This is a genomic window from Neobacillus niacini, assembly GCF_046591715.1.
In the GTDB taxonomy this organism is placed as follows: domain Bacteria; phylum Bacillota; class Bacilli; order Bacillales; family Cytobacillaceae; genus Neobacillus; species Neobacillus niacini_L.
The window spans coordinates 1,279,369-1,295,009 of the sequence record NZ_JAWVNQ010000001.1 but is presented as its reverse complement, the minus strand read 5'-3'; the positions used below and the strand labels follow the sequence as shown (position 1 = coordinate 1,295,009).

The window sequence follows — 15,641 nt, the reverse complement described above, 5'->3', positions numbered from 1 at the left end:
CTCCATGACAAAAAGTATTAAGTTTCAATGTCTATAAAGATTGAATGTGTACTAATGACTGGGCATATAAAAACTCCTCCAATTTTTGTATACTTCATACCCTTTTCCATAAAATATCTTAGAATAACAATCGAAATTTGGAGGTACTTCCTTTGGGTATTTTTAGGAAAGAAAAAACAACCACTTTGACCGCTTCCGAAGTCTCTGCACTTTGGCTTCAATATTTGGGTGATAGTATGGCAATTTGTATTTATAAATATTTTCTTAACATAGTTGAAGACAAAGAGATAAAATCCATATTAGAATTCGCCCTACAGTTAGCAGAGAGCCATGTTACGAAAATCACTCAATTCTTAAAAAATGCCAATTTCCAAATCCCAATTGGATTTACTGAGAGTGACGTGAATGTTAATGCCCCTCGTCTTTTTTCTGATGAATTTTTACTTTTTTACTCATACATCATGACCATACATGGGATCACAGCATACAGCTTAGCCCTTACAAATTCGGAACGTGAAGACCTTCAAAATTATTTTTTTGAATGTACGGTAAGCTCCAAGCAATTATTCCAAAAAGTAATTGAATTAGCTAAAAAACGACCAAAATATGCAAGTGTCCCATCAATCCCTTCACCACGTGTGGCGAAGGTGGTAGAATCACCAGGATTCATAGATAATTTAATAGGAGACAAAAGACCCCTAAATAGCTCGGAAATAAGCACCCTATTTTTTAACTCAACAAAAACGGGATTTATTAAGGCTTTAAGTTTGGCTTTTAGTCAGGTGGCAGACCTGGAAGACGTTCGAAATTTCATGTTAAAAAACGTTAAATTAGCAGGTAAAGATGCTGATAGTTTTGACGCTATACTAAAACAGGATCATTTGCCCCTTCCTGAAAAATGGGATGCAGAGATTACCAATTCAACTGAAAGCCCGTTCTCTGACAAATTGATCATGTTTCACGCAGGATTTTTAGTAAATGCAGCTCTTACTTATTATGGTGCTTCGATAGGCTCCAGTTTAAGATCAGACATCATCCTCAACTATTCAAGAGTATTTTCCCATGCAATGGAGGCAGGTGTACTGTCTTACAATATTATGGTGAAACATGGCTGGTTAGAAAAACAACCAGAAGCCATTGACAGAAAATCTTGAGGACCATGGGAGGACCATGGGGACGGTTCTCATGGTCACCATGTGTTCACTGCTGCATTCGCCAAGAACTGAAAATTTGGGTTGATCATGACAAAAAGTACAGTGCCGTATCAAATTAAAACGAATATTCGACACGTTCACTCCTGGATTATTCGGAGTATCCGGCACAATTTCTAAGATAGAAGCAGTATTTGGGTGATAACCTACGCTAAGAGTGTTATATCACAGATTATGTCCAATAATCATGTTTGAGTACAGCCTATGATTATTGTTATGCTTAGGACATTAGTTCACCCAATAAACAATTTACATTTGCAAGGAATATCCTTGTGAAATCTATCACAAAAGGAGTTGATCATGTTGAGATCTGATAACCTTACAAATCAGAATCGCAACAAGGAGTTGAGTGATGATTACTCATTGGACCGAGTACCTCTTAACAAAAGGAACATGGGCTGGTTAAGCATTACCAATATTACATTTGGAATTGCGACGGCTATCTTTTATTTTCAAATGGGAAGTGTGATGGCCCTTCAATTTGGCGCCATCAATGCGATTATTTCCGCTGTGTATGCGATCATTGTTGCAGGTATCCTTGGAACCTTTATTGCCTATTTATCGGCAAAATCAGGAATGAACGTTAATTTATTTTCAAGGGGCGGCGGGTTTGGCTATATTGGCGCCTCCTTGACCTCCGTTATTTATGCCACTAATTTTATTATGTACTGTGCACTAGAAGGTTTGATCTTAGTTGCGGCGGTACACGAATTTTTCCCTCTTATCCCCAAATGGGCATTAATTCTTTTCTTTGGAATCATCGTCATTCCGTTAAATTGGTTTGGAATTAAGCAATTAGATAAACTACAAAAATGGTCACTGCCGCTGTTTGGCATTTTTCTAATCGCTGCCATCGTTGTTGCTGCCATCAATCCATCCGTATATGATGGAAGCTTTTGGTCGTATATGCCAGAAAATGTTCAGGTTGGAGGAACTGCCCTATTACTTTGTATTGGCATGCAGCACGGAATTATGGGGTTAACACCACTACTCGCTTCAGATTATGCACGTTTCCTGAAACCGAAGGATTTGAAAATTGGTATATTTGCCATCGGCTTTATCCCGCAATTCTTTTGTTTTGGAGTAATGGGAGGTCTTGGAATTTGGTTCGGAGTTCGGCTAGGGGAACCCAATCCCGGGGTTTACATCGTCCTGCTCCTAGGCGGTTGGGGAGCTTTATTTACCATGATTACTCAAATTAGAATTAATGTTACCAATATCTATAGTGGTTCCCTGTCACTATCCAATTTTTTCGAAAATGTATTTAAATTTAAACCAGGCAGACGCTTTTGGGTTGTGGTTACGGGAGTATCGGCTATCGTCTTAATGCTGGGTGACATTGTGAATCACCTTGAAATCGTTTTGACTTTCCAGGGGGTTTTCCTATTATCCTGGGCAGCTATTCTTGTGACCGATGCAGTTTTCGTAAAGAAATTCTTAAAGATCGGTCCTATGTATTATGAAGCCCGCCAAGAGAATTTGCATAAATGGAATCCTGTCGGTGTTGGCTCCCTTTTAATCTCAAGCACTCTTGGTACTGTTGCTGCACTTGGATTTATGGGAACATTTCTGCAAAGTACGGCGGCATTTTTTGCAGCGATCCTTGCAGCGCTTTTAACAATTATTTTGGCTATCTTTACAAAAGGAAGATATTATATTAAAGAAGAAGCTAAGGATATTGCTAGAGAAGAGTATATTGCTTAATATTATTAACCCTCTACTGAGTGATTGTAGAGGGTTTTACCGTGAAAAATCCAAATGCTTTTCCATTACCACTGTTTTGACAGACTGACCGTTAGGATTGGTTACAACTTCTTCTTTAGAAATGATATAGCCCATTCCTTCGTATAAACTTATATTTTTAGATAATAACGTTCTAACTCGACATTCCATTTTCATTTTTCCATTTTTAATAGCATATTTCTCCAGCCACAATAATAGAGCCTTTGCAATCCCTTTTCCTCTTGCATGCGGCGGCACCGATAATCTTGAAAAATATACCGAATCATCTCTGATTGTAAATCTTAAAGAGCCTAATGGTTCTCCATCTATAAAGCACAGTAAAGCTTCTTCTGAACCGTTTATAAACACATTTAGTAAAGTTTCTACAGATTCATTTAATGCACTCGAAGGCACTTCAAGGTTTCGGTATTCTTCAAACGCCTCTAACATAAGCTTATGGACTATTGGAGCTTCATTTCTATTTACTAATCTAATATCAGTATTCATATTCTTCCCCTCCACTAGTTTCCCAAGAAAACCACATTAATATAGTATTTATAGTTAAGTTACCACACTATAAAATAGATTGGTTGATTACGTGAGAAAATCTTACAAGGTTTTTTGGAATTGGTTCGTCTGCCTCATTTGAGAAAATATTCGAAATTTCAACGTTTGAATCCATCAGCAAATGTTCTATTTCTCTAAAAACCTTCTCTCCATTACTTTTCGTAATTTTATAATGTTTCCTTCCCTGGTCAAGGACTGTTATGTATCCATTTTCATTAATTTGAATCTCAAAATTATTTACTTCTCCAGATTGATTCATATAAATAATCGTAAAAGTATAAAAACGATAAAAATTATTTATGTCTTGTTTAAGGATCCTTGAATATTCCACATCCTCAAAAACGCGGGAAAAACCACTGAGTGTTTTAGAATCTACTAATGAAATATTCGCATTATCAATTTCACCATCTGTATTCCTAGAAGGTCCTAAGTAGATTGTTTGTATATTTTTTATTTCTGGAAAAACCTGTTCATTCGATAGAGGCAAAAAGAAATATACAAGTACTGCGCCTATAATCAAAACAAAAGAGATCATTAGTATGTAAACCTTTTTCATCTTCTCCCCCTGTCAAAACTTTTAGTTTCATCCTTCATGATCTCATTGTTACATAAGTTCCTTTAACCGTTTCATAACAGAATGAATCGTCAATCTATGAAATGAAATAAGTTTTCCCTTATAAACAACTGAAAATATCCCATAGGGAGTTGGAGATAGCTCCAATAATTCTACTCTGGTTTTATAATCAATGATGTTGACATTAACACCTAATGCGGTCGCACCTTCCATTATATTTTCTGTTGCTATTTCTACATATGGACATTGAAAAGAGCGCAGAATGGTAAGGTCATCAAATTTATTTATTCTTTCTTCCCAATTTATAGGAAAGAAAGGCAGCGAGATGCTATTTTCAAATGGATAAACTAGTAACTCAAAATGATATGGTGCTGTATCCACCATTTTAAATCCATTCTTGATAAATATTTCCTTACTTGGTGTCCAAGAGGTTTGAGTGTTTGTCACGACTACTACACCTTGCTTGGATTGTCTTTTTGCATCTCGAAGACATTTATTTATCAGTTTGGTCCCGTATCCTTTTCCTGTTTCACTTACCCATAAACAATGAATGACCAAGTAATGATTAGCGTGGACTACCCTAGAGGAAAACTCAGCGTCAGTATATTCAATGAAACCTACTTGCTTATTATCTTCCATTAATTGAACATACTTTAATCCTTCCTCAAACCTTTCATTAAGCCACTTATTTTTGTTTATATACCCAAGCGATTTTTTCTTACTTCTGAGACAATAACTCCCCGTTCCTTCGAGCATATTAGGATCCAGCTCAACAATTTGTAAATCTGTCAAAAAACCCCTCACCCCTTCTTTCCAAAATACCGTATTGCTTTTATTCAACATAAACTTCTTACTTCCTGCATTGGAGTAAGAATTTCACAGTGAGGTACATTTCCCAAAAATAAAAAACCGTCTCTTTTGGGGGACGATTTTAAAATGACTAATACTTTAATCCAGTTGAGGAAAATAGTTATTAATACCACCTGAATTTATGTTTAACATTCTCGATGGCATATTGGAACCCATAAAGGAGGAATCCTCTTATCGTTAGTAATATGGTCAATTGAATAGGCTTCATATTCTCCAAAGAAACGATTCCTAGACGTTTTAATAATTTCATTCCAGGAAAAGCAAACAGGATATGTCCAATTGCATTGATAAAAATAAATAATTTAAATTTGCCATAAGTAAATTTTAAGATCCATAAAGATGCTAAAAGGTAAGGGCCCACAATAAATGGAATATCCCCTGAAATCTGCGGACTGAGATTCGTATAAAACCTCCACCAATTTCGTTTCTTTGCGGTGATGTTATTTATTTTTACGATAACACTCATTACAATAGCGGCTGGAAGAAAACGTCTTATTGCCTTGCGACCCAAAAGCGGTACTGAAAACCACGGAAGAATCATCAAAAGAATTAATAAAAATCTTGAATGCCTCACCAAATTGCACCTCCTATATCCTTTAGGATGTGCAAAAATAATATTAAATAATATTACTCCAGAATCAAATTCATTTGGAAAAGGCGCATCTTATTTAAGAAAGCGCCAATAATAAAAATAGGTGAACAGAAAATCAATAAGTCGTCTAATATTATTGCTAAGGCACATTAAGTTAGTTTATTTAAAGCTTCAGTTCTACTTCAGTTCCATCCTTCAGCTTCGTTTCGAATAGGATTAAACCACGGTGCTCAGCAAGGCCCTGCAGCAACGGCTTCAAGTCTTTTCTTTCAAGTTCCGGAAAGGTGAATTTACCGCCATTCTTTTCCATTGCTTGATTGATTATGCGATTAATTTTTTTTGATGTAATAATTAAACTAACCAAATTTAAAACACCATAGGGAACTGGTACAGAGAATCGTTTATCTTTAAGCTTCACCTTGACCTTTAACATACTCTATTCAATCACCACATAAACTTTATCTCCATTGGCCGAAGTGATGTTCACAATCTCTCCGTCCAATTCGTTTTCAATTGCTTCGATAAGGAGGTCAACATTGATATCCTTTACATATTTTTCTGCCTCAGGAATTTTTTCAGCAATATTGCTGCCTACTTTCAATACCGCCTTTACCAAATTAATCGGTAAATTCACATTGACGTTATCACCATCCGCAGAGGTCACACGAATTTTTAACATCTTGTTTCCATATGGGACTTCTTTTTTACTAGTCACTAGCTCTGGCTGAACTTTACCTTGTAAAAGATTAATTAATTCACTTGCTTTCTCCTTATCAATCTTACCTTCTTCAACCAGCGTTAAGACTCTTGAAATTTCGTCCTTCATCATTCTTCCTCCTCTTTTAATAACTGAATGGCTTTCTCAGCCGTAATTTCACCTTTTTCCAGTAGGGACACGATTTTTTTCTTATCCACTTCCGGTTTCTTTTGCGAGGAATATCCCAGAGCAGAGATAATTTCATCTAATTTTCCTCGGACCGTCGGATAGGAAATACCGAGCTCCTTTTCAACCTCTTTGATATTTCCTCGGCATTTAAGAAAAATCTCAATAAAATGAAGCTGTTCCTGTCCAAGGCCGCCCAGTCTGGATACTTCAAATTCATTTTCAACCGTTGTCTGGCAATGGTTACACTGCAGCTTCGTGATCTTAAGTGCCTTGCTGCATACCGGACAATTTGTAAGTAAAGGATATGCCATACCGTTCTCCTTTCTTTTATTTATTAATATCATACATCATTTATTTAAAATTTCAAATTAATTATTAAAAATATTGATAAATGATATTACTTTTATTAAAAAAATTAATTCTGAAGTTAAATTAATCAATTCACATGTCATTCCATAATAAATAAAAAACAGACTATTCCCAACTGAATGATGTCATTTATGTGAACATCATTCATGAATGCGTTTTAAACACTTTTCTATACAATTATTGGTATTTATGTTTTTCTTTTTTCTTGATAAACTTAGTTGGAAAAAGTAGAGATTAAAAGTGGGGATTTACTTGAAGATAAATGGAAAAAGAATTGACTTTCATCAATTGGTCGAGAATTCTCTAAACTCAGTTTGGTTAGTGGGGAAAGATAGAAGGATTTTGTACTGCAATAAGGCTGGCCAACAATTACTTAATCATCCATCTATTGATGATATTCTAAATAAAAATATCAACCTTTTTCTCCCCCCCGATATTCATGACTTTTGTAACCAAGGAATAATGGATGTTATAGAAAATCAAAAAGTTTTTGAAAGAATGGAAATAAAAATCATAAAGAATCATGGGGAAATTGCAGATGTTGAACTTACAGCCATTCCCTGCTATTTTGAGGATACTGTATTGGTTCAAGTCAATATTCAAGACATAACCGAGAAAAGGATTACAGAAAAACGGTTAAAAGAAAGAGAAAAATTGATTTCTCTCGGACAACTCGCCGCTGGTATTGTTCATGAAGTTAAGAACCCATTAACATCCGTAAAGGGCTTTTTACAATTACTAAAAGAATCACAGGATCATCCGTATTTAGTTACCATGGAAAGCGAATTAGATAAAGCCTTTGAAACACTGCAAAATTTATTACAGGTTTCCAAACCAGACTTACAAAGTGAAACTCCTATTTTGATAGATTTATGTAAAGAATTGAATTCTATTTTACTATTATTTCAAGAACGACTTTATTCCATTGAAGTTACCATGGATCTTAGAGATTCCAATGTGAGATTTTACGGAAAAAAGAATTTGCTTCTAAAATCTTTTTTCAATTTGATTAAGAATGCGATTGAAGCGATTACCTACAGTGGGAAACTTAAAATTGAACACTATTATCATAGTGGATGGATTCATATCATGGTCAGTGACAATGGACATGGAATACCAGAAGATAAGTTGATGCTTTTAGGTACACCCTTTTATTCCAGTAAACCTGACGGAACTGGACTAGGATTGACCCAAGTGTATACAACCATCCATGAGCACGGAGGAACCATATCGGTACAAAGTGAAATTGGAAAAGGGACAACTTTCCATATTCAACTTCCAGTTGATGAAAACCGATAGACACTGTGATCATTTTGAGAAGAATAGCTTGGTGCCAAGGCGCCAAGCTATTTTTAGTTTTACCATTCAATTATTGCAATGTATTTCAAGAATTTTCCTTCTAATTCAACGATTAAATTCGCATCTGTCTATTTATTCATATGTTCATAATCTAACACTTCTACTTTAAACCCATGGCTGCATCCAATTTTGGGACTGTCGCAGGATGGTGATACTCTAACTTTAACCACGTCATGTGCATAGTTACCAGGTACATTCCTTTCGTCAGGAATTTGAAGACTGATGGATATATCATAGGAATGATTGTTGTTATATACAATACCTACAATCCTTTGTGACTGCCAGCCAAAAGTAGCTGGATCATTGCCTGGATACTCTTGCATCACCCTTTTATCAATAGCTGGAAATACAATATCTCTAATAATATCCTCCGGTGTCACATACCAGTCCGCTGCAAACGGTTTAATCTCCTTTGGTTCTGGAGGCTTTTTAGCATTTACCGAGTGATTTATTGAGAATAAAAATAAAATTGTAATGAGAGCAAACAGTTTCTTCAGGTTGCTCACTCCTATCATTTTTACAGATAGATTTTGCATTTAGGAATCATATTATCCAACAGTCTCGTAATAAATGAGTATGATAATATTAATTTTTATAAAAATAAGGACATACCTGGGGCTTCAGAATCTCGGCTTATAAAGCCTAGTTTCTTATAAAATTCTTGTTTTCCTTTTGCACAAAATAATTGAACCCACTTAATTCCTGCTTCATCACATTTTTTTAGTAATGATTCCATTACTTTTTTTCCAATACCTTGTTTTTGATATTCAGGGTGAACCATTACATCACAAATTAGAGTTTGATAAATCCCATCTGATATTATCCGACCAAATCCTACTAATTTTTTATTATGATAAATAGAAATGGAATACCAATTGTTACAAATTGCAGAATATAGTTGGTCATATGTATATATTCCTTTACCATTCCATCCAGTTGTTTGATGTAATCGAATAAAGTCATCCTTGGAAGGATTCAATTCATTAAATTCAATCTCCATATTATTCTCCCCTTGTTGTCCTTCATTTAATATATCCAATTTACAAATATGTATATTTATACCACTTTTATTATTTTTATACAACTGTTTAACTCTTTAATTATTGAACTAAACATTGTGTTCAATAATTAAAGACTACGGTAATTACAGCCTGTACTTAAAGGAAAACCCTCAGTTAGTTGACGATTGCTTAATCTTTCACTGGACTGTAAGATGAACTCTTATTCAATTATCCTACCCAGTTAACACACAAAAAGCGACTGTTCTATGAACAATCGCACCCCATTGAATAAAAAGCAAATAAAAATCTCTACAATCTAGCAATACCTATAAGGATTAAAAATATACAAGTATTTCTTGAAACCAAATATAATAAACCTTTACCATAATGTTTCTTCTTTATTAGTTAATAGACAATTCGAAATCCCCTTTATTAGAACTTTTCTGTTCATACCTAAATTCTCGTTATAATGTAATATGCTAGCTCTAAAGGAATCAGGGGAAAAAGAACAAGAATTTGATTCCCCCATATACCTATTAAAGTTTATTCTCGAAGAATGTTCAAATTCCTTCTTCAACGGGCCTGCCAATAGTACAATTAGAAAAAACTGCCGCAGCAACCCATAACGTAGTTAGATTCCACGTTTTCCCAACTTATCTATGTTCCCTTTTCACTAATACATCATCAAAGTAGCTATTCGGATTTCCCCAAGCATATAAAGCAATCGTACCTTTTGAATGGGAATCATCGATGATAGATTCTCCAAATATGTTGATTCCATCCTGGAATGCCTGGATCTCGCTGCCAATAACCTTGACTCCCAATTCAAAATTGGCACCTGATGTATATCCTGGTTTAACCACATGGGCAAGTGTCGTTTCTACCCCATTTTCGACTTTGAAGAGCTTGTAGAATTTACGCTCATTATCCAATTCTAGTTTATAGTAGTTATCTGGATCCTTATAGCGGAACATAAGGCCAATTCCGTCATTCTCAGTATGGCGTAATATGGCCGATACCGAGTAATCCTTCCAAGAATACGAACCACCCTTGTTGTAATAAGCAAAGGTCCCCTCACGTTTATCAACGGCCGTAATATCCGGACCATAGATGCTGGAAGATTGCAGGAGTTCTCCTCTCACTACAGACCATTTGGAAGGTCCATTAATGGTTCCCTCATCTACAATCGTCCAGTTTTTTATAGGACCTTCATCATTACGTTTTTTTCCACCATTAAAATCATCCTTTAAGAGATCGCTAGATTGTTTAACACCTTTAACTAGCACATCATCAAAGTAGTTACTCTGATTTCCCCAAGAATAAAAAGCTACCGTACCTGCTGAATGAGAATCATCGATAATAGGCCCATCAAATATATCGATTCCATCCCGATAAACCTGGACCTGATTTCCAACTACCTTAATTTCTAATTCAAATTGGGTGTCTGAGATATACCCTGCTTCAGCCACATGAGCCATTGTCGTTTCTACTCCATCAACCACTTTAAAGAGCTTGGAGAATTTACGTTGGTTGTCCAATTCTAGTTTATAGTAGTTTTTTGGATCCTGATAGCGGAACATCAGACCGATTCCATCATCATCTGTTGCGCGTAATTTAGCGGAAAAGCTGTAATCCTCCCATTTGAAGGCATTACCTTTGTCATAATAAGCAAAGGTCCCCTTACGATTGTCAACAGCAGGAACATTCGGACCATAGATATTGGAAGATTGTACGACTTCCCCTCCAATAACCGACCATTTGGAAGGTCCGTCAATTGTTCCCTCATCAACGATGGTCCAGTCTTTCAATAGCCCGTCATCATCACGTTCCTTCTCCTCACTAAAGTCATCACGGAAGAGATATTTAGGTTTTTTTCCATCTGAATTTGGTGTACCAAGCTCAACGTTTGTATATACAAATTCATTTTGCCAGTCCGTTTTGTATTCATTTAGATAAGGAGAGTAACTGGTTGCTTTAATAGTCCCTGCTAGAGGGTCGATTTCTAGAAGTCGGATAAATCCATTTCCTCCATTTGCTTGCATCTGGTAATTCGATAGCATTTGGTAGACTTTATTTCCATATTCTCCTGCCGATACACGACGACCTTGGCCATCGTTCAATACGTGTCCGCTAAGTACCATTGAGATATTCGGGTGCTTCTTGACGAATTTCTGCCACATTTCTTCTCCGTCATTCACCCCGCCTGTTCCTGAAGCTACACCATAATTATGCGGATTCCAGGCATGGCCCTCATTATGTCGAGTTTCATCAGAAAACATATAGGCATGTGTTGCGACAATGACACGGTGATTGGGATGAGAAGCGACCACCTCGTTCGCCCAATCCAATACAGGATCTCTTGGTCCAAATTCCAGCGAAAGGATTAACCAGTCCGTTCCTGCAGCGTTAAAGGTATGAAAATTGTTATCATACTTATCAGGTTCTGCTGGATAAACACCCCCGAAGGTCTCAGTTCCAGAGAAATTGCTTATCGGAAAATAGGTATTATATAAAGTGGTATCTCGTGTATTTGCCGAACCACCCGTACCCATATCGTGGTTTCCCGGTAAAACCGTATAAGGAACAACCCCATCTAATATACGCATTGCATCATTAGCAACCTCCCACTGGGGTGTATTGTTATTGTTAGTGATGTCTCCTTCGTGAACGACAAACTTGATATTCTGTTTCTCTGCGTTGTCAGCAATCCACTGTGTTTGGGCCCGAAAAATTTCTGGGTGGTTACTTGCTAGGTTTTGGGTATCAGGCAGGACAGCAATTTTAAAAGCTGACGAGCTAGCCTCTGCTTTGTTGGATTCTTGGAAAAAAGGAGTAACGAATAAACTGAAAATCATAATCAAAACCAAAAAAGATTTAGTTACTTTCATTTTTTACATCCTTTCCTATTAAATTTTGGAATTAGAATTACGAGATTATCTTTCCATTAGAAAAATATCCATTAAACTACGGGGTTACTAATTGCAAAAAAATCACTCAATCTTCCACCTCCATTCATTATGGTTATAGCATTTGAAGGTTAAGAATTAGGCTGATTTTTGTAAATATTGAGTAAATTCTTTGTGTATAGACACGTTGTATACATTATTATTTTCCAGTTAAAAGTTGGACATATTATTCTTAGGAGGTGGTAAAGTGGCTGATAAAAAGGAATCTTCCAAACAAGTCAGTGATTTAGATAGATATGAAAACGAGAGACATAATGAAAATGCCAGGGCGGCAGCGGCTCCCCAAACAAATACCCCAAGAATTAATACTGATAATCTTTAACTGTAGGTTTATTTGAGATTTGGAGTAGCATATTAAATCTCAAATATAAACGCTTGGATTTAAAATCCAAGCGTTTATATTTGTATTCAATTTAGCACTCATCCTACATTTCTATTTGAGAAATCATGTTGCGTAACCATAAACAACCTCATATTGTGCTGTCCATATTTTTGATGAATATAAATACAAGTCCGCAAATGAATAATATAACTCCAAAGACATTAATGAATATGGCCGGGGAGATAATTTTTACAAAGGAAAGTACAACCATAATCGTCCCAACCAGGAGATAGTGATTGATGGCGTGTAAACGAAAGGTTTTCTGCTTCACATGCCAAGCGTGATGATAACCTTGTAAGAAACCCAAAATCACCTGAAATAGGAGAGCGAGAAATGGAAGCGCTTCAAACGAACTTCTTATATTGCCAACGAATAAATAAACACACCCCATCCCCATGTAGAGATAAGGTATATACTTGTTGACAGGTTTTTTTCCATTTTGGAAAAGACGATATCCTAGTGCAGCACTAAAAGAAAAAGCGGCAAAAAGCCAGGTAAACAAGGTAAATGTCAGAGAGGCCTCTTTTAACCAAAGGATATAATATGGAAAAATGACAACCTGGCCGACAGATACAACCAAAGGGACAGAGCGTTCACTTAAAATCTTCATCAGAGGCTCCTTCATTTAAAGTAATGGTCATAAAAGATGTTTTGGAAAACATCATTTGGATCTCTTTTTAATTTTTCTTCTTGAAACATCTCCCAAGATGGATAAGTCTGTTTAAATTGTTCTTTTGTTTGATACTGATAATATGGGAGGTAATATCCCCCTCCGTGTTTGAGTGTCAAATCCGTCCAACCTTGAATGATTGCTTTCGCATTATTAATCTCATTTTCTTTTAAACCATGTTGGATTAAAATAACGAGTCCAAACATATCTTCTTTTGCATAATTCAAATAGGTGTAGTCATCCTTTGCAGCATAACGAACCGTAATGTTATGGATTTTAAAATCATCATTTTTATCATTTGCTGGGAGATATCTTTTTAAATCGGTAATATATTCTTCATATTGCTCCACTGGAACGAAGAACTCTTGAAGTACTTCTACCCTTCCAGGTTTGGTAAATTCCATAAATGCAGAATTCCCGCGCATCGCATTGTTTCGAGTTACCTCGTCTCCATCGAGTGACTTAATTAGCAGCTTTTGATTTTCCCAGAAAAGGTCCTCTAAGCCCCCGCCATACCGGCCAATATCCAGTGCCAGTTTACCAATACGTGCACCGCGCTCTTTTTTCAGCGGCGTTTCATGATCCTTTTTACCAGTATTCTTATAATCTATTACATACATTTCGTTTAAAAAAGAATCTGGTGCAACACTTACCCTTGCATAATGCATGGAGGTATCATCGTTTCTTATTAGTTTTGAAAAGTAGTCTTCATACTCATTTGTTTTAAGTTCTTCTGTATAAATGGTGTAAACATCATTTTCCGTTAATTCTAACGTAACATCTAAAATGACACCGAATAATCCAAAGCCGCCAAAGACATATTTCATCCATTCCTCTGAGTCATTTCGAGTTACGGTTTTCATATCTCCTGTTGGCGTCAGAATGGTCATTTCCCGGACGGTTCCAGCCATTGGGCCAAAGCGAATATCCCGCCCATGAGCATTAACGGAGAGCGATCCGCCTATGGTAAAAATCGACTGTGATTGTGTGACCTTTAACGCGAGCCCATAGGGTTGAATCGCTTCCTGAACATCTTCCCAGGTCGCTCCAGCTTCTACCTTAATTAATTTATTTTGTTTATCTATTTTCATTATTTTATTGAATGTCTTCATATCCAATACAATGCTATCCTTGTAATACGTATGGCCGCCTTGTGAATGCTGCAAACCAGCGATGGAAATATGCTGACGCTTTTCATTTGCTTCTTTCACTATTTTTTGTAATTGTGTTCGGTCTCTTACCTTAACGATTCTTTCGATCTTTTCAGGAAGCAGTCCAGTATAATCTGTCGTCATATTGCTTTGTGAAAGTCCATATTTTCTTTGTTCAATCGGAATGTTTACAAACACCATGACAACAAAAATACATACTATCGTTCCAAGAAACCATGGACTTTTATGAATAGACTGTTTAATCCTTCTAGGAGACGTCTCCACCCAATCAACCCCAATTAGTGTAATATTACACTAATTCTAACAGGTAATGTAAATTATCTGCAATACTATATTATTACTTTCGTAAAATCCAGGTTAGTATTCTAGTCATTGTAATCTTGGGCATTGTCATGTTGACCACTGCATTATGTAAAAAAATGTTATTAAAAACAAAAAAACTTAATGGACAATAGTAAATGGCTTAGTATTATACTAAGCCATTTGCATTTACAGGGACATTATTAATCATTTCTTTCCACTCAAAATTGATCCATTTCCTAAAACTTTTTTATTCAATAGGAGCCTGGGTAAATTCATTTCCTCTGAAAGTTTATCAATTTTTACCGCCGTAACATGTTTCTTTAACTCACTTAAAAGCTCTTCTTCATTTCCAAATATTTTTCTATCCATAAACAAATCTAGGAAAACAAATTCCCCACCAGGTTTTAGCACCCTTAATGCCTCTTTCATTACCTCAGTTTTATTCTGTCTATCTTTCACTTCATGATATGTTAGACAACTTAATATGATATCAAATTCTTCATTTTTAAATGGGAGTTCTCCAGCATGTGCCTTCAGAAAATCAATCCGGTCTGAGACCCCCTCTATTTTTGCATTTTGTTGACATTGAGCTTTTGAATATTGCCAATTCTCACCCCAATAATCAATCCCAGTTAACCTCGCCTCTGGGAAGGTCTTTGCCAATTTAATAATGAGTGAGCCGCTTCCGGTTCCTATATCGAGTATTCTCAGTTTGCCATCTCCATTTACCTTGGCAACAAGTAAATCATGTATTTTGGACTGATAGTTCCCTCCAAATGCTCCAAATTGATAAACAGAATAAGAAAGAATAAATGTTATATAAATAAATGGGACAGCTAAAATTCCTGACAAGATTCGAAGAAATAAATGCACTGGTAACACCGTTACGAATAGTAAAACAAGTGAAATAATCAAAAAAATAAGAAGTTTGTATATTCGAATCCAAGTATTATATTTCGCTTTTTTCGTTTTCAATTTATCACTCATCCTTGAATAT

17 protein-coding genes are annotated in these 15,641 nt (G+C 35.9%); 4 read left to right on the top strand and 13 right to left on the bottom strand.

Annotated elements, in window-relative coordinates:
• Positions 1 to 137: 137 nt before the first annotated feature.
• Both SFC47_RS06325 and SFC47_RS06320 read left to right on the top strand, forming a co-directional pair.
• Positions 138 to 1,154, top strand: a complete 1,017-nt coding sequence (locus SFC47_RS06325) for a DUF3231 family protein (RefSeq protein WP_411253388.1) — start codon at positions 138 to 140, stop codon at positions 1,152 to 1,154.
• 357 nt (positions 1,155 to 1,511) lie between these two features.
• Positions 1,512 to 2,915: a purine-cytosine permease family protein gene (locus SFC47_RS06320; protein WP_411253387.1), complete on the top strand. Its 1,404-nt coding sequence runs from the start codon at positions 1,512 to 1,514 to the stop codon at positions 2,913 to 2,915.
• Between the two features lie 36 nt (positions 2,916 to 2,951).
• On the opposite strand, the gene SFC47_RS06315 is transcribed toward SFC47_RS06320, so the two are convergent.
• The 7 genes from SFC47_RS06315 to SFC47_RS06285 all read right to left on the bottom strand — a co-directional run bounded on the left by SFC47_RS06315 (position 2,952) and on the right by SFC47_RS06285 (position 6,733).
• Positions 2,952 to 3,440, bottom strand: a complete 489-nt coding sequence (locus SFC47_RS06315; RefSeq protein ID WP_411253386.1) for a GNAT family N-acetyltransferase — start codon at positions 3,438 to 3,440, stop codon at positions 2,952 to 2,954.
• Positions 3,441 to 3,507: 67 nt separating this feature from the next.
• The gene (locus tag SFC47_RS06310) at positions 3,508 to 4,056 is read right to left on the bottom strand and encodes a hypothetical protein (RefSeq protein ID WP_411253385.1); all 549 of its coding nucleotides are present in this window, start codon (positions 4,054 to 4,056) and stop codon (positions 3,508 to 3,510) included.
• Between the two features lie 48 nt (positions 4,057 to 4,104).
• A complete protein-coding gene (locus tag SFC47_RS06305; RefSeq protein ID WP_411253384.1) occupies positions 4,105 to 4,866 on the bottom strand; it encodes a GNAT family N-acetyltransferase in 762 nt (253 codons plus the stop codon).
• A gap of 181 nt (positions 4,867 to 5,047) precedes the next feature.
• Positions 5,048 to 5,518, bottom strand: coding sequence for a hypothetical protein (locus tag SFC47_RS06300; protein WP_411253383.1), 471 nt, complete (start codon positions 5,516 to 5,518; stop codon positions 5,048 to 5,050).
• 181 nt (positions 5,519 to 5,699) lie between these two features.
• Complete coding sequence (locus SFC47_RS06295; RefSeq protein WP_411253382.1) at positions 5,700 to 5,969, bottom strand: hypothetical protein; 270 nt, start codon at positions 5,967 to 5,969, stop codon at positions 5,700 to 5,702.
• Between the two features lie 3 nt (positions 5,970 to 5,972).
• The gene (locus tag SFC47_RS06290) at positions 5,973 to 6,362 is read right to left on the bottom strand and encodes an SHOCT-like domain-containing protein (RefSeq protein ID WP_411253633.1); all 390 of its coding nucleotides are present in this window, start codon (positions 6,360 to 6,362) and stop codon (positions 5,973 to 5,975) included.
• A complete protein-coding gene (locus SFC47_RS06285) occupies positions 6,362 to 6,733 on the bottom strand; it encodes a DUF2089 domain-containing protein (protein ID WP_411253381.1) in 372 nt (123 codons plus the stop codon). The genes SFC47_RS06290 and SFC47_RS06285 overlap by 1 nt, the downstream gene beginning before the upstream one ends.
• Positions 6,734 to 7,043: 310 nt before the next feature.
• Here SFC47_RS06285 and SFC47_RS06280 point away from each other — a divergent pair, with 310 nt between their 5' ends.
• The gene (locus SFC47_RS06280) at positions 7,044 to 8,090 is read left to right on the top strand and encodes a two-component system sensor histidine kinase NtrB (RefSeq protein WP_411253380.1); all 1,047 of its coding nucleotides are present in this window, start codon (positions 7,044 to 7,046) and stop codon (positions 8,088 to 8,090) included.
• Between the two features lie 128 nt (positions 8,091 to 8,218).
• On the opposite strand, the gene SFC47_RS06275 is transcribed toward SFC47_RS06280, so the two are convergent.
• The 3 genes from SFC47_RS06275 to SFC47_RS06265 form a co-directional block, all read right to left on the bottom strand.
• On the bottom strand, positions 8,219 to 8,656 hold the full coding sequence (locus SFC47_RS06275; protein WP_411253379.1) for a hypothetical protein: 438 nt from the start codon (positions 8,654 to 8,656) through the stop codon (positions 8,219 to 8,221).
• Between the two features lie 86 nt (positions 8,657 to 8,742).
• Complete coding sequence (locus tag SFC47_RS06270; RefSeq protein WP_411253378.1) at positions 8,743 to 9,150, bottom strand: GNAT family N-acetyltransferase; 408 nt, start codon at positions 9,148 to 9,150, stop codon at positions 8,743 to 8,745.
• Positions 9,151 to 9,804: 654 nt separating this feature from the next.
• Complete coding sequence (locus SFC47_RS06265; RefSeq protein WP_411253377.1) at positions 9,805 to 12,039, bottom strand: metallophosphoesterase; 2,235 nt, start codon at positions 12,037 to 12,039, stop codon at positions 9,805 to 9,807.
• Positions 12,040 to 12,304: 265 nt separating this feature from the next.
• On the opposite strand from SFC47_RS06265, the gene SFC47_RS06260 reads away from it, so the two are divergent.
• The gene (locus SFC47_RS06260) at positions 12,305 to 12,439 is read left to right on the top strand and encodes a hypothetical protein (RefSeq protein WP_411253376.1); all 135 of its coding nucleotides are present in this window, start codon (positions 12,305 to 12,307) and stop codon (positions 12,437 to 12,439) included.
• Between the two features lie 148 nt (positions 12,440 to 12,587).
• Here the strand turns inward: SFC47_RS06260 and SFC47_RS06255 are convergent, their stop codons facing one another.
• From SFC47_RS06255 to SFC47_RS06245, 3 genes are all read right to left on the bottom strand, one after another.
• Positions 12,588 to 13,109: a hypothetical protein gene (locus tag SFC47_RS06255; protein ID WP_411253375.1), complete on the bottom strand. Its 522-nt coding sequence runs from the start codon at positions 13,107 to 13,109 to the stop codon at positions 12,588 to 12,590.
• A gap of 11 nt (positions 13,110 to 13,120) precedes the next feature.
• Entirely contained in the window at positions 13,121 to 14,605 is a 1,485-nt protein-coding gene (locus SFC47_RS06250; protein ID WP_411253374.1) for an FAD-binding oxidoreductase, read from the bottom strand.
• A 243-nt stretch (positions 14,606 to 14,848) separates the two neighbouring features.
• Positions 14,849 to 15,631 (bottom strand): class I SAM-dependent methyltransferase, encoded by a 783-nt coding sequence (locus SFC47_RS06245; RefSeq protein ID WP_411253373.1) that lies wholly within the window; start codon positions 15,629 to 15,631, stop codon positions 14,849 to 14,851.
• Positions 15,632 to 15,641 lie beyond the last annotated feature (10 nt).

What these genes read in the sequence shown, in the direction of transcription:
- SFC47_RS06320 (WP_411253387.1), top strand. Translation starts at nt 1,512, where the DNA reads ATGTTGAGATCTGATAACCTTACAAATCAGAATCGCAACAAGGAGTTG.
- SFC47_RS06315 (WP_411253386.1), bottom strand. Translation starts at nt 3,440, where the DNA reads ATGAATACTGATATTAGATTAGTAAATAGAAATGAAGCTCCAATAGTC.
- SFC47_RS06310 (WP_411253385.1), bottom strand. Translation starts at nt 4,056, where the DNA reads ATGAAAAAGGTTTACATACTAATGATCTCTTTTGTTTTGATTATAGGC.
- SFC47_RS06295 (WP_411253382.1), bottom strand. Translation starts at nt 5,969, where the DNA reads ATGTTAAAGGTCAAGGTGAAGCTTAAAGATAAACGATTCTCTGTACCA.
- SFC47_RS06290 (WP_411253633.1), bottom strand. Translation starts at nt 6,362, where the DNA reads ATGAAGGACGAAATTTCAAGAGTCTTAACGCTGGTTGAAGAAGGTAAG.
- SFC47_RS06285 (WP_411253381.1), bottom strand. Translation starts at nt 6,733, where the DNA reads ATGGCATATCCTTTACTTACAAATTGTCCGGTATGCAGCAAGGCACTT.
- SFC47_RS06270 (WP_411253378.1), bottom strand. Translation starts at nt 9,150, where the DNA reads ATGGAGATTGAATTTAATGAATTGAATCCTTCCAAGGATGACTTTATT.
- SFC47_RS06265 (WP_411253377.1), bottom strand. Translation starts at nt 12,039, where the DNA reads ATGAAAGTAACTAAATCTTTTTTGGTTTTGATTATGATTTTCAGTTTA.
- SFC47_RS06255 (WP_411253375.1), bottom strand. Translation starts at nt 13,109, where the DNA reads ATGAAGATTTTAAGTGAACGCTCTGTCCCTTTGGTTGTATCTGTCGGC.
- SFC47_RS06245 (WP_411253373.1), bottom strand. Translation starts at nt 15,631, where the DNA reads ATGAGTGATAAATTGAAAACGAAAAAAGCGAAATATAATACTTGGATT.